The organism is Ruegeria sp. HKCCD6426, assembly GCF_057221115.1.
This window is the reverse complement of record NZ_JBWVBF010000004.1, coordinates 193880-216186: the sequence shown is the minus strand read 5'-3', so window position 1 is coordinate 216186 and position 22307 is coordinate 193880. Positions and strand designations below refer to the sequence as shown.

At 56.8% G+C, this 22307-nt stretch carries 21 protein-coding genes; 10 read left to right on the top strand and 11 right to left on the bottom strand.

The genetic code is table 11. The features are described from left to right. Positions 1–39 precede the first annotated feature (39 nt). The 4 genes from AC2TDA_RS13880 to trxB all read right to left on the bottom strand — a co-directional run bounded on the left by AC2TDA_RS13880 (position 40) and on the right by trxB (position 5120). Entirely contained in the window at positions 40–1758 is a 1719-nt protein-coding gene (locus AC2TDA_RS13880; RefSeq protein WP_480876842.1) for a bifunctional sulfate adenylyltransferase/adenylylsulfate kinase, read from the bottom strand. 192 nt (positions 1759–1950) lie between these two features. Continuing rightward, positions 1951–3645 (bottom strand): adenylate/guanylate cyclase domain-containing protein, encoded by a 1695-nt coding sequence (locus AC2TDA_RS13875; RefSeq protein ID WP_480878078.1) that lies wholly within the window; start codon positions 3643–3645, stop codon positions 1951–1953. A 58-nt stretch (positions 3646–3703) separates the two neighbouring features. Next, positions 3704–4174, bottom strand: coding sequence for an RES family NAD+ phosphorylase (locus AC2TDA_RS13870; protein WP_480876839.1), 471 nt, complete (start codon positions 4172–4174; stop codon positions 3704–3706). Between the two features lie 4 nt (positions 4175–4178). Next, entirely contained in the window at positions 4179–5120 is a 942-nt protein-coding gene (trxB, locus tag AC2TDA_RS13865; protein WP_480876837.1) for a thioredoxin-disulfide reductase, read from the bottom strand. Between the two features lie 226 nt (positions 5121–5346). On the opposite strand from trxB, the gene AC2TDA_RS13860 reads away from it, so the two are divergent. After that, the gene (locus AC2TDA_RS13860; RefSeq protein ID WP_480848637.1) at positions 5347–5847 is read left to right on the top strand and encodes an Lrp/AsnC family transcriptional regulator; all 501 of its coding nucleotides are present in this window, start codon (positions 5347–5349) and stop codon (positions 5845–5847) included. A 119-nt stretch (positions 5848–5966) separates the two neighbouring features. Here AC2TDA_RS13860 and AC2TDA_RS13855 read toward each other — a convergent pair whose 3' ends face one another. The 4 genes from AC2TDA_RS13855 to lgt all read right to left on the bottom strand — a co-directional run bounded on the left by AC2TDA_RS13855 (position 5967) and on the right by lgt (position 10189). Continuing rightward, a complete protein-coding gene (locus AC2TDA_RS13855; RefSeq protein WP_480848635.1) occupies positions 5967–6749 on the bottom strand; it encodes a Hint domain-containing protein in 783 nt (260 codons plus the stop codon). 733 nt (positions 6750–7482) lie between these two features. Next, positions 7483–8241 (bottom strand): peptidoglycan editing factor PgeF, encoded by a 759-nt coding sequence (gene pgeF / locus AC2TDA_RS13850; protein ID WP_480848633.1) that lies wholly within the window; start codon positions 8239–8241, stop codon positions 7483–7485. Continuing rightward, positions 8238–9305, bottom strand: coding sequence for a class I SAM-dependent methyltransferase (locus AC2TDA_RS13845; RefSeq protein WP_480876834.1), 1068 nt, complete (start codon positions 9303–9305; stop codon positions 8238–8240). Before AC2TDA_RS13845 ends, pgeF begins: the two co-directional genes overlap by 4 nt. Continuing rightward, a complete protein-coding gene (gene lgt, locus AC2TDA_RS13840; protein WP_480876831.1) occupies positions 9302–10189 on the bottom strand; it encodes a prolipoprotein diacylglyceryl transferase in 888 nt (295 codons plus the stop codon). Before lgt ends, AC2TDA_RS13845 begins: the two co-directional genes overlap by 4 nt. Positions 10190–10286: 97 nt before the next feature. On the opposite strand from lgt, the gene AC2TDA_RS13835 reads away from it, so the two are divergent. The 5 genes from AC2TDA_RS13835 to AC2TDA_RS13815 all read left to right on the top strand — a co-directional run bounded on the left by AC2TDA_RS13835 (position 10287) and on the right by AC2TDA_RS13815 (position 13495). Continuing rightward, positions 10287–10535: an accessory factor UbiK family protein gene (locus AC2TDA_RS13835; RefSeq protein ID WP_480848629.1), complete on the top strand. Its 249-nt coding sequence runs from the start codon at positions 10287–10289 to the stop codon at positions 10533–10535. Positions 10536–10858: 323 nt separating this feature from the next. Then, on the top strand, positions 10859–11359 hold the full coding sequence (locus AC2TDA_RS13830) for a type III secretion system chaperone family protein (protein ID WP_480848628.1): 501 nt from the start codon (positions 10859–10861) through the stop codon (positions 11357–11359). 39 nt (positions 11360–11398) lie between these two features. Further along, positions 11399–12214 (top strand): pyrroline-5-carboxylate reductase, encoded by an 816-nt coding sequence (gene proC, locus AC2TDA_RS13825; protein WP_480876828.1) that lies wholly within the window; start codon positions 11399–11401, stop codon positions 12212–12214. Further along, positions 12207–12545, top strand: a complete 339-nt coding sequence (locus tag AC2TDA_RS13820) for a tRNA-binding protein (RefSeq protein WP_480876825.1) — start codon at positions 12207–12209, stop codon at positions 12543–12545. The genes proC and AC2TDA_RS13820 overlap by 8 nt, the downstream gene beginning before the upstream one ends. Further along, a complete protein-coding gene (locus AC2TDA_RS13815; RefSeq protein WP_480876823.1) occupies positions 12545–13495 on the top strand; it encodes a 2-hydroxyacid dehydrogenase in 951 nt (316 codons plus the stop codon). Before AC2TDA_RS13820 ends, AC2TDA_RS13815 begins: the two co-directional genes overlap by 1 nt. Here the strand turns inward: AC2TDA_RS13815 and AC2TDA_RS13810 are convergent. Further along, positions 13492–14070, bottom strand: coding sequence for a thymidine kinase (locus AC2TDA_RS13810; protein WP_480876820.1), 579 nt, complete (start codon positions 14068–14070; stop codon positions 13492–13494). The two genes, AC2TDA_RS13815 and AC2TDA_RS13810, sit on opposite strands and share 4 nt — an antisense overlap. A 355-nt stretch (positions 14071–14425) precedes the next feature. Between AC2TDA_RS13810 and AC2TDA_RS13805 the strand changes: the two genes are divergently transcribed. Then, on the top strand, positions 14426–14887 hold the full coding sequence (locus AC2TDA_RS13805) for a hypothetical protein (protein WP_480848619.1): 462 nt from the start codon (positions 14426–14428) through the stop codon (positions 14885–14887). A 41-nt stretch (positions 14888–14928) separates the two neighbouring features. Here the strand turns inward: AC2TDA_RS13805 and AC2TDA_RS13800 are convergent, their stop codons facing one another. Both AC2TDA_RS13800 and carB read right to left on the bottom strand, forming a co-directional pair. Beyond that, positions 14929–16053, bottom strand: a complete 1125-nt coding sequence (locus AC2TDA_RS13800) for a beta-ketoacyl-ACP synthase III (RefSeq protein WP_480848617.1) — start codon at positions 16051–16053, stop codon at positions 14929–14931. 226 nt (positions 16054–16279) lie between these two features. Then, positions 16280–19696 (bottom strand): carbamoyl-phosphate synthase large subunit, encoded by a 3417-nt coding sequence (gene carB, locus AC2TDA_RS13795; protein WP_480876817.1) that lies wholly within the window; start codon positions 19694–19696, stop codon positions 16280–16282. Positions 19697–19873: 177 nt separating this feature from the next. Between carB and AC2TDA_RS13790 the strand changes: the two genes are divergently transcribed. Genes AC2TDA_RS13790 through AC2TDA_RS13780 form a run of 3 tightly spaced genes read left to right on the top strand, consistent with a single transcriptional unit; the run spans position 19874 to position 22271 of the window. Continuing rightward, positions 19874–21001, top strand: a complete 1128-nt coding sequence (locus AC2TDA_RS13790) for an aminodeoxychorismate synthase component I (RefSeq protein ID WP_480848613.1) — start codon at positions 19874–19876, stop codon at positions 20999–21001. Continuing rightward, complete coding sequence (locus AC2TDA_RS13785; protein WP_480876814.1) at positions 20956–21603, top strand: aminotransferase class IV family protein; 648 nt, start codon at positions 20956–20958, stop codon at positions 21601–21603. The genes AC2TDA_RS13790 and AC2TDA_RS13785 overlap by 46 nt, the downstream gene beginning before the upstream one ends. Next, a complete protein-coding gene (locus tag AC2TDA_RS13780; protein ID WP_480876812.1) occupies positions 21600–22271 on the top strand; it encodes a CPBP family intramembrane glutamic endopeptidase in 672 nt (223 codons plus the stop codon). Before AC2TDA_RS13785 ends, AC2TDA_RS13780 begins: the two co-directional genes overlap by 4 nt. The last annotated feature ends 36 nt before the right edge of the window (positions 22272–22307 follow it).

The following is a 22307-nucleotide window of genomic DNA, read 5'->3' as shown; positions in this document are numbered from 1 at the left end:
GGATCTCCGGAGGCCTTTGCTTTTTCGAATGAAGCCGGATCAGGACCCTGCGATCAATCCCATGCTTTCCAGTTTCAACAGGACTTGGTGGGCGCAGTTATCGACTTCGACATTCTCGGTCTCAACACTCAGTTCTGGGTTCTGAGGCACGTCATAAGGGTCTGAAATTCCGGTGAATTCCTTGATCTTTCCCTCGCGCGCTAACTTGTAGAGGCCCTTGCGGTCACGGCGCTCGCATTCTTCGATACTGGTGGACACGTGGACCTCGCAGAACGCGCCGAACTGTTCGATCTCTTCCCGCACAGCGCGGCGCGTAGAGGCGTAGGGCGCGATCGGGGCACAGATGGCGATGCCGCCATTCTTTGTGATCTCGCTGGCCACGTAGCCGATGCGGCGGATGTTCAGGTCGCGGTGCTCTTTCGAGAAACCAAGCTCCGACGACAGGTTTTTCCGCACAATGTCACCATCCAGCAGCGTCACTGGGCGGTCGCCGGTTTCCATCAGCTTGACCATAAGCGCGTTGGCGATGGTCGACTTGCCGGAACCGGAGAAGCCGGTGAAGAACACGGTGAATCCCTGCTGTGAGCGCGGCGGGAAACGGCTGCGCAGTTCCTGTACTACTTCGGGGAACGAGAACCACTCAGGAATCTCTAACCCTTCGCGCAGGCGGCGGCGCAGTTCTGTGCCCGAGATATTCAGGATAGTGACGTTGTCCTTGTCTTTGATCTCGTCATTGGGCTCATACTGGGCACGTTCCTGTACGTAGACCATGTGTTTGAAGTCGACCATCTCGATGCCGATTTCGTCCTGGAATTTGCGGAACAGGTCCTGCGCGTCGTAGGGGCCGTAAAAATCTTCACCCTGGCTGTTTTTGCCCGGGCCAGCATGGTCGCGGCCAACGATGAAGTGGGTACAGCCGTGGTTGGCGCGGATCAAACCGTGCCAGACTGCCTCACGCGGTCCTGCCATGCGCATCGCGAGGTTCAGCAGCGACATCGACGTGGTCGAGGCCGGGTATTTGTCCAAAACCGCCTCATAGCAGCGTACGCGCGTAAAGTGATCTACGTCGCCAGGCTTGGTCAAGCCGACAACGGGGTGGATCAGCAGGTTGGCCTGCGCCTCTTTCGCAGCGCGGAAGGTCAGTTCCTGGTGCGCACGGTGCAACGGGTTTCGGGTTTGGAACGCAACGATCCGGCGCCATCCCAGCTTGCGGAAATAGGCGCGCAGCTCGTTCGGAGTGTCGCGGCGCGCGCGGAAGTCATAGTGAATAGGCTGCTGGATTCCGACCACAGGGCCACCCAGATAAACCTTGCCTGCCGCATTATGCAGATAGTTCACTGCGGGATGCGCGTCGTCGTCCGCGCCAAAAACCTTCTCGGCCTCACGTGACTTGTCCGGCGTCCAGCGGTCGGTCACAGTCATGGTTGCCAGAATGACGCCTTCCTGATCGCGTAGTGCGATGTCCTGACCCAGCTTGATCGTGTCGGCGAATTCTTCACCGACATCCAAAGTGATCGGCATTGGCCAAAGCGTACCGTCAGCCAAACGCATGTTTTCGACCACGTTGTCGTAGTCGGCTTCGCTCAGGAAACCCTTCAGTGGGTTGAACCCGCCATTCATCAGCAGTTCCAAGTCGCAGATCTGGCGCGGGCTCAGATCCCAGCTGGTTAGGTCTGCTGCCTCAACCTTCAGTTTTTGGGCCGATTCATAAGAAACGTAAAGTTCGGGGATCGGAGCCAGATTGCTTAACATCGTCATCAGAATACTCTTGTCGCAGTGTTGATTTGTCAGTGATTCTCGGGCGTTTGCGAGGCAATTGCCTCGACTTTCGGTCGAAGTCCACTGGGGTCAATGAAACAAAGGACGATATGCGCTGTTTTTTTCCTGATTGGAAGGAATTTCCAGTCGAGTATTCAAAAATGCACTTTGGTTCTGTCAATTGGCAACATTTCACTCAGTCGTGGCATGTGTGTTCTTGTTCCCGGCATGTTGGTCAATTTTCGATGCACGGGCGACCGGTAGGGCAGGAACAGGATTCGTGACACCGCGAAGTTGAAACAGGCGGATGCAATTGGGGTCGATTTCGATGTCAGCGGCTTGCAACAACTTTTCGGAGACCAGCAGTTCAACGCCCTGCGCCTTGGTCTCGCTTTCCAGGCGGCTGGCGACATTGACGGCATCTCCGATTATTGTACGAGAGGCGTGTCCGGCCGCACCGATCTCGCCGAGTACAAGATCACCCAGATGAAGCCCCATACCGATGCGAATGCGCGGACTGCCTTCGGCTTCCAACTGTTGATTGAATCCGTCCAACGCATAGCTGATAGCGATTGCTGCGTTTAGGCCTGCGCGGGCCGATCGGGCGGCATCGGGTTTTTCGAACACGGCCAACAGGCCGTCGCCCATGTATTTGTCCACGACCCCACCTTCGTCGGTGATGGACGGAACAATCGCATCGAAAAAGCGGTTTAGCAGAAACACAATATCATAGGGCAATTGCCCCGTGGTACGCGCCGTAAACCCGCGCATGTCCAGAAACAGCACAGCCAGTTGTCGTTCCTGTCCTTGGCTGGCATGCCCCCGGCTGCGCCCGCCATCCGGTCGAAAAACACGAAACACGGTGACCGGTTCGGTCGGGCGTATCTGACAGGCCAGTCGCGTTTGCCCTGTTGCGCCAACTGCGTTCAGGCTACGGGCCTCGACATCGCTGGGCTGGGGCAGGCTGTCGGCTCCGTTTTCGACGATAACCCGACAGGTGGTACACCGCCCTTTGCCGCCGCAAAGAGCAGTGTGCGGAACACCGTTTGCTTGAGAAATTTCCAGCAAGGTCATGCCTTTTTCTGCCACGACTTCTGGGCCGCGGGCATATTTTACGCGGACCGAGTGCCTGCGTCGCCAAAACTTGCGCCCGAGATAGACAAATGCTGTCACACCCAGTGACAGCCAAAACGCCATCAATGCATTGTCCTTGATGTCGAACATTGCTTGAAACGCCTGAGGAGAAGGCCAGTTGTAATGCTCGATATATTGCTCGCGCAGGAACTCATCCGCAAAGTCGCTCCAGATGCGTCTGCCTTCGGTCAGAAGTCCGGCAAATGCAAACGACGGTATAAACACCGCAATTCCGATCAGATAGGGAACTGCCTTGTGCCACCAGCGGGTTAGTCGGAGCCACATATGGAGACCGATACACCCGTGTATCCATACAATCAGCAGCAGGAGGCTTTGCAGCCATATGGCCGAGTTGGGCCACATCAGCACGATGATATAGCCCATCTCGTCGTTGACATCATAAAACTCGTGGGCAACGCGTGTGTGAATGATATGCGTGATAAGCTGAAGCGGTATCAGCAAACCAAGAACAACCTGCAAGGCAGAGCTGAATGGCATGCGCAGGGTTCTGCGCTGGGCAATGGACACCAGGGCTAAACCAGCATGTACGAACAGTGCTACGTAAAGGAGCACACTCATTACGTCGTGTCGCGTGACCGCCTTTCGCCGGTCCTGCATGCCATGCAAATAGTCGGTGTGAAACAGGCCCAGGCCAATATTCAGGAAATGGAAAAATGCGAAGGTGAACAGAACAAGACCACTGCTGATCCTGAGCCGGGTTGCCCACCCACCGCGCCATAGAGCGTTTTCCAATGATGTCACCCGCGTTCACCTTGCCTTGCCTCGAGTCTGGAGCGACATCGGGCAGCGGTCAAGCTGAAGGAGCAGAGCCCGTTGGCGGCCAAGCAGCAGCTGGGCCGTCCGGAGTGATGAGGGAAGGTTCGTTTCTGAACAGGACCAGGTGGCTCAGATCCGGTCGGGATCGCGAGCTGTACAACATCCCGTCAGCGCCTCGATTGCGTGCGTCGTCGGAAAACGACCAGGTCGGGGCTGCGGCGCCTGTCGCCCGGACGTCCTGCCAGACTACGGAAGCAAGGGTTGTTCCGCGCAAATCCAACAGGCGTGCACGTGATACCCTAAACCGTTGAATGATCCGTGCCGGGTCATCCGTCGAGACATAGCGGCGAATTGCGACTCCGGCCCCACTCATGCTTAGTGACGCATAAAGAGCCATTTGCCCCGCATGATGAAACCGACCTTCCGGCGCACGGGCGGGGGCTAGTGGTGCATCTGCCTGAGACAGAAACAGAATTCTCCAGACCGGGCCGGAGAACTCTATCAACCGCTTACTCCTGCTCCGCCAGGAACCGCTCAGCGTCTAGTGCAGCCATGCACCCCATGCCGGCGCTGGTGACTGCCTGACGGTAAACATGGTCCGTCAGGTCGCCTGCCGCGAAAACGCCAGGAACGGAGGTTTCAGTTGTTCCGGGCTTGGTCACGACGTATCCGCCCATATGGGTGTCCAATGAGTCCTTGACCAGTTCGTTGGCCGGCGCGTGCCCGATGGCGACAAAAACGCCTTTGCAGGGGATTTCAGTAATCTCACCGGTCTTTACGTTCTTGACGCGGACACCTTCGACGCCCAACGGCGCGTCGGTCCCGATTACTTCGTCCAATTCATGGAACCAGAGCGGCTCGATCTTTTCGTTCTTCAGTAGGCGATCCTGCAAAATCTTTTCCGCGCGCAACTCGTCGCGGCGGTGGATCAGGGTAACCTTGCTGGCGAAGTTTGTCAGGAAAAGAGCCTCTTCGACTGCGGTGTTTCCGCCCCCGATGACTACGATTTCCTGCCCGCGATAGAAGAAACCGTCGCATGTCGCGCAAGCTGAGACACCGAAGCCTTTGAACTTCTCTTCAGAGGGCAGACCCAGCCATTTGGCCCGAGCTCCGGTCGCCAAAATGACCGCATCGGCAGTGTAATTGGTGCCGTTGTCGCCTTTGGCTGTGAAGGGGCGCTTGTTCAGATCCAGATCGCTGATGATGTCCCCGATAACCTCGCAGCCCATGGCCATGACGTGATCTTGCATTCGAACCATCAGATCAGGGCCCTGAACCTCGGTGTCGCCGGGCCAGTTCTCGACCTCGGTCGTAGTGGTCAGTTGGCCGCCGGGTTCGATTCCCTGCACCAGAATAGGCTCCAGCATTGCTCGGCTTGCATAAACGCCTGCGGTATATCCTGCGGGTCCCGATCCGATGATCAGAACTTTGGTGTGTCGTGTTTCAGCCATTGTACCCCCACTCAATCTGCCTCGGCGGACTTTCTGTCCTGCGCGGTTCGATATAGCGTCCAGCGGGCGAGGCTTAAAGCCCCTTCCTTTTGCTGGTCGGATATGCGTTCTTGGCATGGTAATTCTGACTGAAATCCTTTGAGAATAAACGATATTGCGTATCTGCGAAATATTATTGCGCATTTCCGGCCTGCTGTTATAACAACCGAAAAATCAGGAGCATTTTATGGTCACGACTCGGCTGGATGAAATCGACCGCAAAATTCTGGCAGAATTGCAGGCGGACGGTCGCATGACCAATGTGGAACTAGCCAAACGAGTGGGAATTTCAGCTCCGCCCTGCCTAAGACGGGTACGCACGCTGGAAGAGTCGGGCTATATCCGTGGCTACCACGCCGAAGTGAACACCCGCGAACTGGGGTTCGAAGTGCAGGTATTTGCCATGGTGGGTCTGGAAAGCCAGGCCGAATCCGAGCTGAGCGCATTTGAAGACCGGTGCCGTGATTGGCCGCTGGTCCGCGAATGCCACATGCTGAACGGTGAAGTGGATTTTATCCTGAAATGTGTCGCACCGGATCTTAGCAGTTTTCAGCAGTTTCTGACCGGCGAACTACTGACCACGCCAAACGTGGCCAGCGTTAAGACATCTCTGGTTATCCGAGGCGCAAAAGACGAGCCAGGCGTACCATTTGACGTGCTGGAAGACCGGATGAACCGTATGGCCTGAGGCCCGTCGCAGCATTGCTTGCGCAACAAGGTTGAAGAAAAGCGGCAACCGTCAAGGATACCCCCCACCATAAAATTATCTGCATGATGCCCCCACACTTGCAGCAATCGTCAAAGTACTCACGCGGTAATCGCGTCAACCTCGCCATCTCCGGCGCGCGGCAAAAACAACGGGCCGAAATCGTTTAGCGATTCTATATGAGAGAATAGGTTCAGGTAAATAGAACGCAAGGACTGACTGATCATCCGAGCGGCGTTGATGCCTGGATGATAGGTTTCGAATTGCAAACCATCGACTCTGATCACGGAATGGCGCGACAGGCAGATGTGAAACAATTCCACCGGAGTGGGTGGAAGTGTTTCGATAACGCTCATGCCATCCTGGAACTCGTACACGGGTGTCAGCACGGGCTGGCCACCATTGAGGTGGCGCAAATGTGCTGGCGTGCCCAGCAGTCGCGCAGCAGGACCGGTGATCACACCTGACATCGGTTTTTGCATCCCGAATGTGTCGGCCATGATCCGCGTAAGGGGACGCGTGCGACCGCGCGAATCTTCTCGCCCTGGAATCAGTGTGACCGAGCCTTTCCAAAGGACAGTCTGCGAGGAACCGTCCTGGGTCAGTACGGTGTCGCCCGGCATCAAATCCTCGATCGCCGTTGGTCCCAGTTCGGTTTCGACAAGCGAGCCACGCGTAAACGCGCAGAACGCATCTTCGAACATCGGTAGGGCTGGCGCGACGTGTCGTGTTTGCGAAACGTCGCCGTTTTTCAACAGTGTACAGACTTCATAGCGCCGCAGCTGCGCCTTTTGTTGTGTTGCGGGTCTTGGCGCGTCCCGTAACAGGGCCGATGTCTCGACCGCGTTTCTGGCCGCGCGCGCCAGCGAATTTGGAATAGTCATCTATATTCCGTCCCCTCTAAATCTCCGTTTCGGCAGGTTGAACCCCCGTGCATGCCTGCCAAACGGTCTTGTTCTTTGTCTAATTTGAGGGGCAGACGCAGGACGGTCGCCACAAAGGCGCCGAGCCGCGAAAGAAAGTCGCAATGTTTTGGTCAATACTCTGACCCCCCAGACAAACTCGTAACCCGCGGGCGAAAATTACCCACGTACACACGCCCCGAATTAAAAACCGCCGCAGAACTCTTCCGCAGCACCACGCACCAGCTCGGAGCAAATGTCCGGTGTGTAGTTTGTCCGTCAGGGGCCGGCAGCTTGGCCCCGCGGGATTGATGCATCAGCGACGTGCGGCCAATCGGCGCGCGACTCTGACGGAATGGCTGGAAACCCGCTTCCAGGGCATTTCAGGTTCCTGTTCCCTGATGGCCGCAACAACGGCGCTGAGAAAGCGCGATTTCGACTTCATTTTAGATCCTGCTCTGTTAGGGGCTTGAGCCCCGATTTCCGGTTATGAACCTAACGTGCCGCCGATTTGAGGCGCAGATAAGGCTGATCCGGGATGAATTCAGGACAAAATGAAGGTTATAGGTACTCCTTTGTTAACCAGATCAGGCAGGCCAAGGTGAAGTACCGGATAACTGCCTGAGGACTAGTAAAAACTTGAAACGATTCTGATCAAAATAAACACAAAGATTGTGGCATAATCTGGGCAAAGCCGCCATATTTCGGTCTAAAATTACAGCTTGATAGCGGAAATCAGACGACCGTAATCGACTTCCTGAGCGTGGGTTGTGCGGCGATAAGAGAAAAATCTGTCCGGGTCTGAATACGTACAATGCCGGGTCCACTCGGCCTGACCAACGCCAGCTTCGCGTAGTCGGTGCAGGCCAAACGCAGGCAGGTCGAATTGCAACCGATCCCCCTGACCATTCGCAAAAAAACGGGCATTCTCGGATGATTCCGACAGGAAATCCTCCAGGAATTCCTGACCGACCTCATAGGCGCGCTGCGAAATTGTTGGCCCGATCACTGCAACAGTGTTTTCCCGCTTTGCCCCCAACGCTTCCATGGCATCCAGCGTGGCTTCAAGCACGCCGTCCAGTGCGCCGCGCCATCCGGCATGAGCGGCTCCGATCACATTTGCGTCACCATCGGCGAAGAGGACCGGCTGGCAATCAGCGGTCAAAATGGTTAAGGCCAGCCCTGGAGTGGCTGTGACGACAGCATCTGCCTTGGGTTTGTCGCCGTTGATTGGAGCCTCAACCGTCAGAACAGTCGGCGAATGTACCTGATGCACTCCGATCAGAGCCTCGGGCGTCACCTCCATGGCATGCGCCACGCGCCGGCGATTCAAGGCAACGGCCTCAGTCAGGTCCGAAGACCCATACCCACAGTTTAGACCTGCAAAAATCCCTGAGGAAGCGCCTCCGCGTCGAGTGAAGAACCCGTGGCGAATGGGAGACAACAAATCCGAGGTCAGAATTTCCAGTGTCATCGCTCAAGTCCCGGTGGCGTCGCTGCGGTTGCAGGGAAGAGACCCAGCACCTTGAACAGGTTTCCCATTTCATCGGGATGCGTCAACCGTCGATGTGCTGCAATCAGCGCGTCGAGCGCCGATCCGCTTTGTTGAGCGGCCAGCGCCTGAGCCCGAGCCGTGATACCTAGCCGTTCAAGAAACACACCCTGCGGCGTAAGCCGCGTATGCTTACACCCGACGGCACGGGCAGTAATGGCCAGTGGTTGAAAGTCCACATGAGCCGTAAGGTCCGCATGACCTGGTGCCTCCAGCGGATCGGTGTGTTCATGGGCGCGCAGAGCCTGAAATGTGTCGCCCAACGAGCGCCAGTCGCCATAGTCAATGATCAGCGCTGTTCCACCTGCAGACGCAATATGACTGGCGATTACGGTGAGAACCGGGATTGCCGCAGCGCAGATTTCAACAAGATCTCCATCCACGGTATCTTCCAGCCGATCCTTCAGGGCGATCTGAGCGGATTGCGGCCCGAGACCAAACGCTAGTTTTTCGCCGTCGGCGCCGATAAGTCTTTCACACCACCCGTCTCCTTCGCGTAGGAACTGTCGGATCGGAAGGGCGTCGAAAAACTCGTTTGCGACCAGAAACAAGGGCAGGTCAGGTAACTCGGTCAGGGTATCGATCCACCGAGGGGAGTGCCCCTCCAGCGTTATTGTCTGAATTTCACGCAAGGTTGGTGAAGCTTCGAACAGGACGATCTGTGCCGCATCGTGAAATCCCGGCACAGTCCGGGTGGCGCGCAGGATATCGGCCATCAGCGTACCGCGCCCCGGTCCAAGTTCCGCCAGAACGATCCGTTCTGGCTGGCCTTGATTGATCCAGGACTGCGCCAGACACAGCCCGATCAGTTCGCCGAACATCTGACTGACTTCGGGGGCGGTAACAAAATCACCGCGCGCACCCAATGGATCGCGCGTCATATAGTACCCAAATTCCGGATTCAGCAGACATTCAGACATGTAGTCTGCAACGGTCATGGGGCCATCCAGCCGGACGCGTGTGATCAGGTGATCCTTCAGGGTCATGACGCGCGCCGCGCTCGCAGAACAAACCAGAGGCCGAGGGCAATCATCGGAAGTGAAAGCAACTGTCCCATGGTCAGGCCATATCCACCTATGTGCCATGCCAGCCCAAGTGGATTGCCCGGAGACACAAATTGGGCATCCGGCTGGCGAAAGAACTCGACAACAAAGCGCGATGCTCCGTAGCCCGCCAAAAAGATTCCCATGATCAGGCCTGGCCTGCGCAATGCTCCGCGCCAGTAGGCCAACCAAATCAACAATGCCCCCAGCAGCAAGCCCTCCAACGCGGCTTCGTACAGTTGCGACGGATGCCTTGCGCAAAGTCCCGCAACAACGCCAGGGCAGTCCTGTGCCGCCATGCCGGGAAAGACAAACGCCCAAGGCAACTCAGTCGGTCGGCCCCACAGCTCGGCATTCACGAAATTCGCCAGCCGTCCCAACAACAGGCCCGGCGGCACCGTATACGCCACCAAATCACCGAGGGATAGAATGGGTACATTGTGGCGCCGCGCATATAAGTAAGAAGCAATCACCACTCCGAGCAGGCCGCCGTGAAAAGCCATGCCGCCCTGCCAGACTTTTACGATTTCCAAAGGGTGCGACAGGTAATAAGCGGGCTGATAGAACAGCACAAAGCCCAGTCGACCGCCCAGAATCACGCCGATAATGATCCAGGTGACCAGATCCTCAAGTTGTTCGGGCTTCATCGGCGGAGAATCGTCCCGCCAAAGGACAGGGCGTCGCAACGCCATCATGGCCATGCGCCACGCAATCAGGATACCCGCAATATAGGCCAGCGCGTACCATCTCAGGGCGAACTCCATCCCGAACAGTGAGATCGAGAATAGTTCGGGCGACAGATCGGGGAAATTCAGAACAGCCTGCATGTGCGTCTCATTGCCCGGGGATTGCGGGGCAAGTCAACCTTGAGCCCGAGCCATTCTTTACCCATATAGAGACCAACCGCGATATCGGAGTAAAGCCATGCAAACCCGCAACAAGATTCTTGACGACGTTTCTCAACTGATGACCAACGCAATGGGCGTGGCCCAGGGTGCGAGGGAAGAGGCAGAGAACGCGATGAAGTCGATGATGGACCGTTGGCTGGCCGACCGCGATTTTGTCACCCGCGAAGAATTCGATGCCGTCCGCGCAATGGCTCAGAAAGCACGTGAAGAAAACGCAGCCCTCGAAGAACGCATTGCCGCGCTCGAGGCCAAGCTGGGCAAATAACGCCAGAGCGTTTCGCTGAAATCAGATTTCCGGGCAAACCCAAATACCACGCAATCCAGCTTTGGGTTGTGCGGTGCGGTGTATGTTGACGCATCGCAGAATTTAATCAAGACAAAGCTGCATCTCGTGCCAATATTTTGATTGCCGTTGCCGGCTATCCACAACTTATTGCCGTTATCCCCAAGAAATGGGGTTGCCAGAGTACCTGCCACATCGCACCATATTTAGTACAGGCCAATGGGGGAAGCCCGGCTTGTAGAGCAGTCAACTAGCGCTGGGGCGCTGCCAGCCCCCGAAATGCTAGAGATGAGTGAGGTGGCATTATGGCCCTTTCCGAGCAGTTTCTCGAAGAAGACCTTCATCCAATCGACATTGTTGAGCACCTGGCCGAACACCACGACTGGGATTTTGACCGCATCGGGGATGATCAGATTGCCATGGCCGTTGAAGGCCAGTGGCGTACTTATTCGATCACACTGGCGTGGTCCAACTATGACGAAACGCTGCGGATGGTTTGCTCGTTCGAAATGGAGCCTCCAGCCGATCGTGACCCAGAGCTTTATGAATTGCTCAACAAGATGAACGATCAGTGCTGGGCCGGTGCGTTCACTTATTGGGCAAACCAGAAGCTGATGGTTTATCGGTACGGTCTCGTGCTTGCGGGTGGCCAGATGGCCAGCCCCGAGCAGATTGATACGATGATCAACGCAGCCGTTCTGAGCGCCGAGCGTTATTATCCAGCTATCCAGTTGGTAACGTGGGGGAACCGTACCCCCGAGCAAGCGATGCAAGTCGCCATTGCAGAGGCCTACGGCCGCGCGTAAAGCTTTGCCCTGAACCTGAAAGTTAGGGGAGGGGCAATCATGGACATGACACGTGTCGCCGAGCAGGGGCTTGTGCTTCTGGGATGCGGTAAGATGGGGTCCGCAATGCTGGCGGGTTGGCTGGATCATGGCCTGCCCGCCGCTTCCGTCTGGGTGATCGACCCTTTCCCGTCTGACTGGCTGAAGGCGCAAGGCGTCAACATCAACACTCCGTTGCCAGAGTCGCCGGCCGTCGTTCTCGTCGCGGTCAAACCGCAGATGATGGGTAAGGCTCTGCCTGCCATTCAGGCACTTGGTGGCGGTGGCAGTCTGTTTGTGTCCATCGCTGCAGGTACTTCGCTAGCGACCTTTGAAAATGCATTGGGCGAGGGCACACCGATCATTCGGGCGATGCCCAATACGCCAGCAGCAATTCGCCAGGGAATCACCGCTTTGATCGGGAACGGCAATGCGTCTGACGACGACCTGACTCTGGCGGAAAACCTCCTGTCCGCCATTGGAGATACGGTACGTCTTTCAGACGAAGGGCAGATGGATGCGGTAACCGGGCTCAGCGGATCTGGCCCGGCTTATGTGTTTCACTTGATCGAAACGCTGGCCAAGGCAGGCGAGGCGCACGGGTTGCCGCATGACCTCGCAATGAAGCTGGCGAAATCTACTGTTGCAGGGGCAGGGGCGCTGGCTATGGCCGCAGAAGAGGACCCATCCCAGCTGCGCGCCAATGTCACGTCGCCCAACGGAACTACCCAAGCCGCATTGGAAGTGTTGATGCACGAAGAGACCGGGTTCCCAGATTTGCTGCACCGGGCTGTCAGAGCAGCAACGACCCGATCCAAGGAGTTGTCGCGTGAGTGAGATAACTTTTGATGAATTCCTCAAAGTTGATATCCGCGTGGGCGAAGTAATCCGCGCCGAGCCGTATCCTGAGGCACGAAATCCCTCGATCAAAATGTGGATCGACTTTGGCGATGAAATTGGTGAACGCAAAACCTCGGCCCAAATCACCGCACATTACGATCCGCCGACTCTGGTAGGAAAGCAGGTGATGGCGGTGGTCAACTTCCCCCCGCGCCAGATCGGTAAGTTCATGTCCGAGGTCTTGGTGCTGGGTCTGCCCGATGACAACGGTGAGATCGTTCTGATCGGACCGGATGGCGAAGTCCCAATCGGTGGAAGGATGCACTGATGAAGGTGTTGATCACCCGCCCGATGCCCCCGGTTGTCGAGGCCCGTGCCCGCGCTGATTTCGATGTTGAGATACGCAGCGACACCCTGCCATTGACGCGCGAGGAAATGCAGCGAGCCCTGACCGAATTTGACATCGTGGTGCCAACTCTGGGCGATCAGTTCTCGGCGCAGGTCTTTGCAGAAGCGCCAAAGCCCCGATGCAGTTTGCTGGCAAATTTCGGCGTGGGCTACAATCATATAGATGTCGCCGCTGCCCGTTCCGCGGACATTGAGGTCACAAACACGCCCGGTGCGGTCACCGATGCAACGGCCGATATTGCGATGACCCTGCTGCTAACAACCGCGCGCAGAGCGGGCGAGGGTGAGCGGATGGTGCGCGCAGGGCGCTGGCAGGGGTGGCACCCGACACAAATGCTGGGTCACCACGTTACAGGCAAGCATGTTGGCATTGTTGGAATGGGGCGTATCGGTCAGGCTATCGCGCGGCGCTGCCATTTCGGATTCGGGATGCAGGTCTCATACACTGCACGCAGTACGAAACAGCTCGATTTTCCAGCGACCTACACACAGGACCTTGAGGTTCTGGCCTCCGCGGTCGACTTCCTTGTGCTTGCGGTTCCTGGCGGCGCAGAGACCCGCCACCTGATAAACACCCAGGTGTTGGCAGCGATGAAGCCGACGGCTCTGTTGATCAACATCGCGCGTGGGGAAGTTGTCGATGAAACCGCTCTGATCGCTGCACTGAAAGCTCACCAGATCGCAGGTGCCGGACTAGACGTTTATGAGTTTGAGCCTGCTGTCCCGCAGGCTTTGCGCGATATGGAAAACGTGACACTGCTGCCGCACCTTGGCACTGCCACCGAGGAAGTACGCACTGATATGGGCAATATGGCTTTGGATAATGTCGCCGCCTTCGTGGCCGGACGCGAGCTACCTAACCTGGTCTAAGTTCCAACGGCCTCACGCCAGTGCTTTCGGCAGAGCGAGACGTAGGTCTCGTTTCCGCCGATCTGAACCTGAGCACCTTCAGTGATGGCGCGACCGTTTTCATCCTGACGAATCACCATCGTCGCCTTTCGGCCGCATTTACAGATGGTCCTGACTTCCCGCATCTCATCTGCCAAAGCCAGCAAAGCCGCCGACCCGGGAAACAGTTTGCCTTGAAAATCTACCCGCAAACCGTAGGCAAGTACGGGAATGTTCAGATCATCCACCGCTTGGGCAAGCTGCCAGACTTGATCCTCGGACAGGAACTGAGCTTCATCAATGAACACGCAGGCCGCTGGACCGCGCTTCAGCCGTGTTTCAATCATGAAATACACGTTGTCCTCAGGGCGGAATGTATCCGCCTCTTCCGAGATGCCGATGCGTGATGCGATACGCCCCGCTCCTGCGCGCCCATCAACAGCCGCAGTCATCAGATAGGTATCCATGCCACGCTCGCGGTAGTTGTGCGACGCTTGCAATAGTACGGTCGACTTGCCCGCATTCATTGTGGAGTAGTTGAAGTATAATTTAGCCATATCGCGGGTCTAATTCGCGCCAGCGCTAGGGGCAAGTCAACTGTGCGGTTGACAAAAAGCGCCGCCGCCGTTGCGGTCTTCGGGATTGAGCAGATGCTCTTGGGGATGGATATCCCGAATTCACAACAGCGGCGCACTCGGCCAACATGAGGCCATTAACGGCAGGGCCAGAATCGTGCCCTGTTACCACTCTTTACCGGCTCGAACGGCCGCCACTCACTCACAAAATCCCTGCATATCTGAGGGATAGTCAATTTATGGCATTTCAATTATGTATCGAATATGGGAAATTTCCCCACCCATTCCCCCGTATGGACAAGCGGCGGGCGGGTGCGCAGGTAACAAAGGTAAGAATATGGCGGATATCGGGGCCTATCTGAAGAAGCATACCGAAGCATTGGTGAAAGACGTCGGAATCGAAGCCGCGTGCGAAATCACGGGGAAATCCAAGGCTACTTTGGGTCGATACTATTCCGACAACGCTGAGCATACCGATCGTTTCATGCCAGTGGACGCGGTCGCGCGGCTGGAGAACGCATCCTCTTTCCCGCACGTGACGTCGGCGCTGGCTGATCTTCGGAATATCACACTGTCCTATGACGGGCGGAATGCAGAAAGTCCTCGCACCGGGGGTGTCAATTCGGACGTCATCGCGTTGAGCCAACGGTTTGCAATGCTGATGACCGAATATCAGGCCGCGATCGAAGACGGAATTATCACCGTGAACGAAGCCAAACGCCTGCTGAAAGAGACCAGCCTCCTTCAACACGTGCTGATCGAAATGAAGCTGCACCTGGAAGAAGAAAGCGTAAGCTGAGCCTGAAACTGCAGCTTGTTACTCGGCTTAATGCGGCCTGGTCAGGTGTGCTTTTTCACGACAACTGACCCAACTGAATAGCCCGCGCCAAACGAACAGATCAGCCCGACATCTCCGTCCTGTAGATCATCAGAGTATTTTGAGAATGCGATGATCGAACCAGCTGAGGATGTGTTTGCGTAGTCCTGCAGGATGTTGGGTTGCTCGCCCTCTTCAGGTTCGCGTCCCAGAACTTTTTTGCCAATGAAGTCATTCATTGTCTTGTTGGCCTGGTGCAACCAAAGACGTTTCAGGTCGCCGCTGCTCAGATCCTCTGCCGCCATATGGTCGGCAATATGCCGGCTGACCATAGGTAGGACTTCTTTGAACACCTTACGGCCGTTCTGCATGAACTGCATATCACGGCGATCGGTTACGCCGTCCGGGCGCGACCGACGTAGAAAACCGTTATTGTTCCTGATGTTGTTGGAAAACTCTGTTGCGCAGCGGGTCGAAACGATTTCGAAATGCGGGCCTGTTGCATCTTCGATGCGTTCGATCAGCGTTGCAGTGGCGACATCTCCAAAGATGAAATGACAATCACGGTCACGCCACTCCAGATGCCCCGAGCAGATTTCCGGGTTCACGACAAGCGCCGCCCGAACTGAGCCCGACCTAACCATGTCTGCCGCCGCCTGAATGCCAAACGTGGCTGATGAACATGCCACGTTCATATCAAACCCAAAGCCTTTGATTCCCAACGCTTGTTGAATCTCTATCGCAATTGCGGGATAGGCGCGTTCGTGGTTTGAGGCCGCGCAGATGACCAGGTCCACGTCTTCCGCAACACGCCCTGCTTGAGCCAGTGCTTTGCGGCAAGCATCTGTCGCCATCTCGGTCATGATCCCCGGCTCATCATCGGTGCGCTGGCGCAGCGATGGGTGCATGATTTTGGGGTCCAGCACACCGGTTTTGTTCATAACATACCGGTTCTCGATACCCGAAGCCTTGAAGATAAAATCCTCCGAGGAATGCTGTATCGGATCCATCTGCCCGGCAGCGATGGCCTCGGCATTTTCGGAGTTCTTGCGGTCCGCATAGGCATTGAACGCCTTAACAAGCTCAGCATTCGTGATGACGTTCTGCGGGGTGAAAACTCCGGTACCTGTGATGGCGGGCGTATACATGAAGGGTCCTGAATGTTTTGATCTGCTCAAAATGCAGTCACTTCAGCGTTTGATCAAGGTATGTTGACCCTAGGGAATTGGCCCGATCGGGTCACATTCAGTGACACATCCTGTAGTAATGCGTGCTTTTCGCGTCGTGGGAACCGTATCGGATAGTTCGGCGCGTAAAAAAGCCCCGGTCATTTGCCGGGGCTTTGCAGTGTGAATTCTCGGTTTGGCTTTGGTCTCAACCCTGTAGCGACTTCACTTCAACGTCTTCTTCGGCCTGCGCCTTGATCGCTAGCGCCGCGGCGTTGGATCCGGCCGCGGTCGTGAAATAGGGAATCTTGTCGTACAAAGCGATGGACCGGATTGCCTTGCTGTCTTCGACAGCCTGCGCGCCTTCGGTGGTATTCATCACCAGTTGCACCTGACCATCTTTCAGCATGTCGACCACATCCGGGCGGCCTTCGTAAACTTTGTTAACCACGTCACAGGTAACGCCCTGTTCTTCAAGCCAGCTTTGAGTGCCGCGAGTGGCGACCAGTGAAAAACCCTGCGCGGTCAGAACCTGTGCCGCCTCGAGCATCGCCTTGCCCTTGTCGGCATCCTTGATTGAGATGAAGGCCCGTCCCGATGGCGGCAATACCATTCCCGCACCCATTTGCGCCTTGAGGAAAGCGCGCGGGAAGTCGCGGTCCCAACCCATGACCTCACCGGTCGAACGCATTTCGGGCCCGAGGATCGTGTCGACACCGGGGAAGCGGGCAAAGGGCATGACCGCCTCTTTGACCGAGAACCACGGCATGTCCGGGTCGGCCAAAGTCATTTGATCGGCGATTTTGGTGTCTTTTCCTTCCTGATAGGGCGGACGCATTGGGAAGTTCGAGAGTTTCTCACCCGCCATCACGCGTGCTGCGATGGATGCAATCGCACTGTCGGTGGCTTTAGCAACGAAAGGCACGGTGCGTGAGGCGCGCGGGTTTACTTCGATCAGGTAGATTTCATCATCCTTGATCGCGAACTGCACATTCATCAAGCCGACGACGTTCAGCGCCTTGGCCAGTTTGAAAGTTTGATCCTTGATCCGACCGATGATCTCTTTCGACAGCGAATAGGGTGGCAGAGAACAAGCCGAGTCGCCCGAGTGGACGCCCGCCTCTTCGATGTGCTGCATGATGCCCGCGACATGCACATCGGTGCCATCGCACAGCGCATCCACGTCCAGTTCGACCGCACCTGCCAGATAGCTGTCCAGCAAAACCGGGCTGTCACCCGAGACCACCACAGCTTCGTTGATGTACCGCTTCAGCTGATCCATATCGCGCACGATTTCCATCGCGCGGCCGCCCAGTACGTAAGAAGGGCGGATGACCAGCGGAAAGCCGATTTCTTCTGCGATTTCCAATGCTTGTTCGTCAGTTGAGGCGATGCCGTTCTTCGGTTGCTTCAGGCTCAGCTCGTTGACCAGCGCCTGGAAGCGTTCACGGTCTTCTGCTAGGTCAATTGCGTCCGGAGTGGTGCCGAGGATCGGAATACCTTCCGCTTCCAGCGCGTTGGCCAGTTTCAGCGGAGTCTGGCCGCCGAACTGAACGATCACGCCATGCAGCGTGCCATTTTCCTGTTCCTTCGTCAGGATCTCCATCACGTGTTCGAAGGTCAGCGGCTCGAAATACAGACGATCCGAGGTGTCATAGTCCGTCGAGACTGTCTCGGGGTTGCAGTTGACCATGATGGTCTCAAAGCCCGCCTCGGTCAGCGCGAAACAGGCGTGACAGCAGCAATAGTCGAACTCGATACCCTGACCGATCCGGTTCGGGCCACCGCCGAGGATAACCACTTTCTTGCGGTCGGATGGACGCGCTTCGCATTCGACGTCGCCCATCATTGGGGCCTCGTAGGTCGAGTACATGTAAGGCGTTTGCGCTTCGAACTCGGCGGCGCAAGTGTCGATGCGTTTGAACACAGCATTGACGCCGAGATTGCGACGGGCGCGGCGGACATTGTCTTCGTCACGACCGGTCAGGTTGCCCAGACGTGCGTCGGTGAAGCCCAGCATTTTGAGCTTGCGGAGACCTTCTTCGGTGACCGGCAGGCCATCTTCGCGGACTTGACGCTCGGCATCGATAATCTCGCGGATGCGGGCCAAGAACCACGGATCAAACTTGGTGACGCCAAAGATCTCGTCATCGGTCAGACCATGACGCATCGCTTGCGCGATAGTGCGCAGACGGTCGGGAGTTTGTTGGCTGATCGCACGAATAACAGCAGCTTTGCCAGACGCGTCGAGCAGTGGTCTACCAGACGCGAAAACGTCTTTGCCGGCACTGACGTTTTCGCCTAAGCCAAGGCTTTCGGGAATTACTGCGTCAATATCCACGCCTTCAATTTGGACTTCATCAAAGCCGGTCAGGCCCGATTCCATCGACGCAAGTGCCTTTTGCATCGATTCGTGGATGGTGCGGCCGATAGACATGGCCTCACCCACCGATTTCATCGCGGTGGTCAGGTAGGGTTCAGAGCCCGGGAACTTCTCGAATGCGAATTTCGGGATCTTGGTGACGACATAGTCGATAGTGGGCTCGAACGATGCGGGTGTGACCTTGGTGATGTCATTGTCCAACTCGTCCAGCGTGTAGCCAATGGCCAGTTTGGCCGCGATTTTGGCAATCGGGAAACCCGTTGCTTTCGACGCCAGCGCGGATGAGCGTGACACGCGGGGGTTCATCTCGATCACAACCATCCGGCCATCGTCGGGATTGATCGCCCACTGCACATTTGATCCGCCGGTCTCGACGCCGATCTCACGCAGCACAGCAATCGAGCCGTTGCGCATGATCTGGTATTCCTTGTCGGTCAGCGTCAGCGCCGGAGCGACGGTAATCGAGTCACCGGTATGCACGCCCATCGGATCGACGTTTTCAATGGAACAGACGATGATGGCATTGTCGGCTGTGTCGCGCACAACCTCCATCTCGTATTCTTTCCAGCCCAGCAGGCTTTCATCGACAAGGATCTGGTTCACCGGCGAGGCATCCATGCCCGAACGGCAAAAATGGATATAATCCTCACGGTTATAGGCCACGCCTCCGCCCGTACCGCCAAGGGTAAAGGCGGGGCGGATAATAGCGGGCAGGCCGATTTCGTCCAACTCATCCAGGGCCATCTGCACACCAGCATCCAGATCGGTGGAACCGTCTTCACGCTTGGGCGCGGTTACGATGGTTGCCTTGGGGTTTTCCAGACCCAACCGGTCCATCGCTTCACGGAACAGGGCGCGGTCTTCGGCCATTTCAATTGCGTCGCGCTTGGCGCCGATCATCTCGACGCCGAATTTTTCCAGCACGCCCATCTCTTCCAGCGCCAGCGAGGTATTCAGACCGGTCTGTCCGCCCATGGTGGGCAGCAGCGCGTCAGGGCGTTCTTTCTCGATGATTTTGGCGACAACCTCGGGCGTGATCGGTTCGATATAAGTAGCGTCGGCCAAACCGGGGTCAGTCATGATCGTGGCGGGGTTCGAGTTCACCAGAATAACCCGGTAGCCTTCCTCACGCAGCGCTTTGCAAGCCTGAGCGCCGGAATAGTCAAATTCGCAGGCCTGCCCGATGACAATGGGGCCCGCCCCGATGATCATGATCGACTGGATGTCGGTTCTTCTCGGCATGGCCATATTCCTTTGATTGTCCGCGAGTCAGGGCACCGCCCAAGCGCCCAAATTGTCCTGCGTTATAGGGACCGCGCGAAAAGGTGCAAGAGGGATCGGAAACAGGGGCGAAATTGCCGCTTTCCCCCCTTTCCCTTACTGCCGTATTCTCTATATCGCGACGCACAGCAAAAGAGGATGCACTTGCGTATTCGTTTCGATCAGGGGCCGGCCGGGCGAGGAACCCAGTTTGAGCACCCGTCTCATGTGATCCGCGCGGACAAGGCGGAGGATGTGCCCCAAGCTTTGGCGGCGCTGGATGAGGCGCGCGCGAAAGGTGCGTGGTTGGCCGGGTACGCAACCTACGAGCTGGGATATGTTTTGGAGCCGCGACTGGCGGAACGACTTCCCGAAGGGCGTCGATTGCCGTTGTTGTGTTTCGGAGTTTTCGACTCGCCGGATCGAGTGGGGCTGCCCAAGCCGACCGGTGAAATTACTGAATTCACACCACGATGGGACGAAGCCCGATACACACCGGCATTTCGATCCGTTCACGATGCCATCGGGGCAGGGGACATCTATCAGGCCAACCTGACTTTTCCGATCGACCTAAAAGTTACGGGTGACAGCGCAGCGCTCTATGCCTCGCTGACAGCGGGGCAACCTGTAGGTTACGGTGCCATTGTGCAGCAGGAGGGCCTGCCTGATCTGCTCAGCCGCTCGCCGGAGTTATTTTTCCGTACCGATGCCGAGGGACGGATCGAAACACGTCCCATGAAAGGTACGCAGCCCCGCAGCGAAGATCCGGCCGAAGATGCGCGGCGTCGGGCTTTTCTGTCCTCGGACGAAAAGAACCGGGCCGAAAACCTGATGATCGTCGACCTGCTGCGCAACGACATCAGCCGTGTTGCGCTGGCGGGTTCTGTCCGGGTGCCTGAACTGTTCAAGGTCGAAACCTACGCGACGGTGCACCAGATGGTTTCACTTGTTCAGGCCCAGTTGCATCTGGGGGTAGGGCTGTCGGATATCCTGAATGCTTTGTTCCCGTGCGGTTCGATCACAGGTGCACCCAAGATTCGCGCAATGGAAATCTTGTCGGACCTGGAACCCTGGCCCCGCGATATCTATTGCGGCACAATCGGCTGGGCCGCGCCAGACGGGCGATCCGAGTTCAACGTGGCTATTCGCACCTTGATGGTCGACGAAGGAACCGCGATCCTGAATGTAGGCGGCGGTCTTGTCTGGGATAGCACCGCCCCATCGGAATATGAGGAGGCGTTATGGAAATCCCGCTTCGCCCGCCAGTTGAACCTGATTTCCGCCTGATCGAGACTATGGCCTTCAGGCCGGAGCAGGGATTTGTTCGACGGGACCGTCATTTGGAGCGCATGGCCCGCTCGGCTGCGGCATTCTGTATTCCGTTTGACACCAATGCAGCGGTTGAAACACTGGATGCGGTGGCTGGGGTTGCTCCATTACGCTGTCGCCTGACTTTGGATGCGGCAGGCGGATTTGAGATCACGGTCGGGGATCTATTGGCCAACCCAGCGAGATGGAAGCTGACCGTTTCAAACGAACGTCTTGCTGCGTCGGATATCTGGTTGCGTCACAAAACAACGCGCCGCGCGGTGTATGACACAGCGCGCGCATCTCTGCCCCAAGGCGTGGACGAATTGCTGTTTCTCAATGAGCGCGGCGAACTTTGCGAAGGCACCATCACCAATCTGTTCCTGACCATGTCTGATGGTCGTTGCTTGACACCTGCACTGTCCAGCGGCTTGCTGCCCGGTATTCTGCGTGAAGAACTGCTGGATAATAAGCGGGTTACCGAGGCTGTGCTGACCTTGGCCGATTTAGAGAATGCGCAAACTATCCACCTCGGCAATTCCCTGCGGGGGCTGATCCAGGCGGAGCTTGTGACACGGTGAGTAAACAAAGCGAATGGGTGGAATCGCCTGCAAATCATCCACGGCTCCGGTTGGAATTCGGGCTGTTCTATATCGCGGTCCCGGTCCTGATCGCCGTGCTCTTCCCACCAGACTGGATGTTCCCGTCGCTGTTTGCCTTTACCGCGTTGGGCATACTCTTACTGCAAGACACACCGGGATTTTCGTGGCCCGAGTTGCGCTATGGCTGGCGCAACTGGTCCTGGCCCGAGGTTTTGGTGTTCACAACCGCGATGGCGGCACTGTGCTCGGCCCTCGTTCTGATCGTACGGCCCAATGCGGCCTTTGCCCTGCTGTTGCGCCGCCCGGAATTGCTGGCTTTTATCTGGATCGGATATCCTTTGCTATCCGCACTGCCGCAAGAACTGCTGTTCCGCTCACTTTTCTTCCGCCGTTATCACGCGATCCTGCCAGATGGTTGGGCCGCTTACCCGTTGAATGCAGCGCTGTTTTCGCTGGCGCATCTGATGTATTGGAGCTGGATTGTCGCCATCATGACATTTGCGGGCGGGCTGCTGTTCACCTGGGCCTACCGGGCGCGCGGGTCGTTTTTCTACGCGGTCCTGTTGCACGCAATTGCAGGCAATATCATCTTCGCGGCCGGTCTGGGCATCTATTTCTATTCAGGCAATGTGCAAAGGCCGTTTTGACGGCGCGACCTGCCTTGACTTTCCGGGCCTGACGGG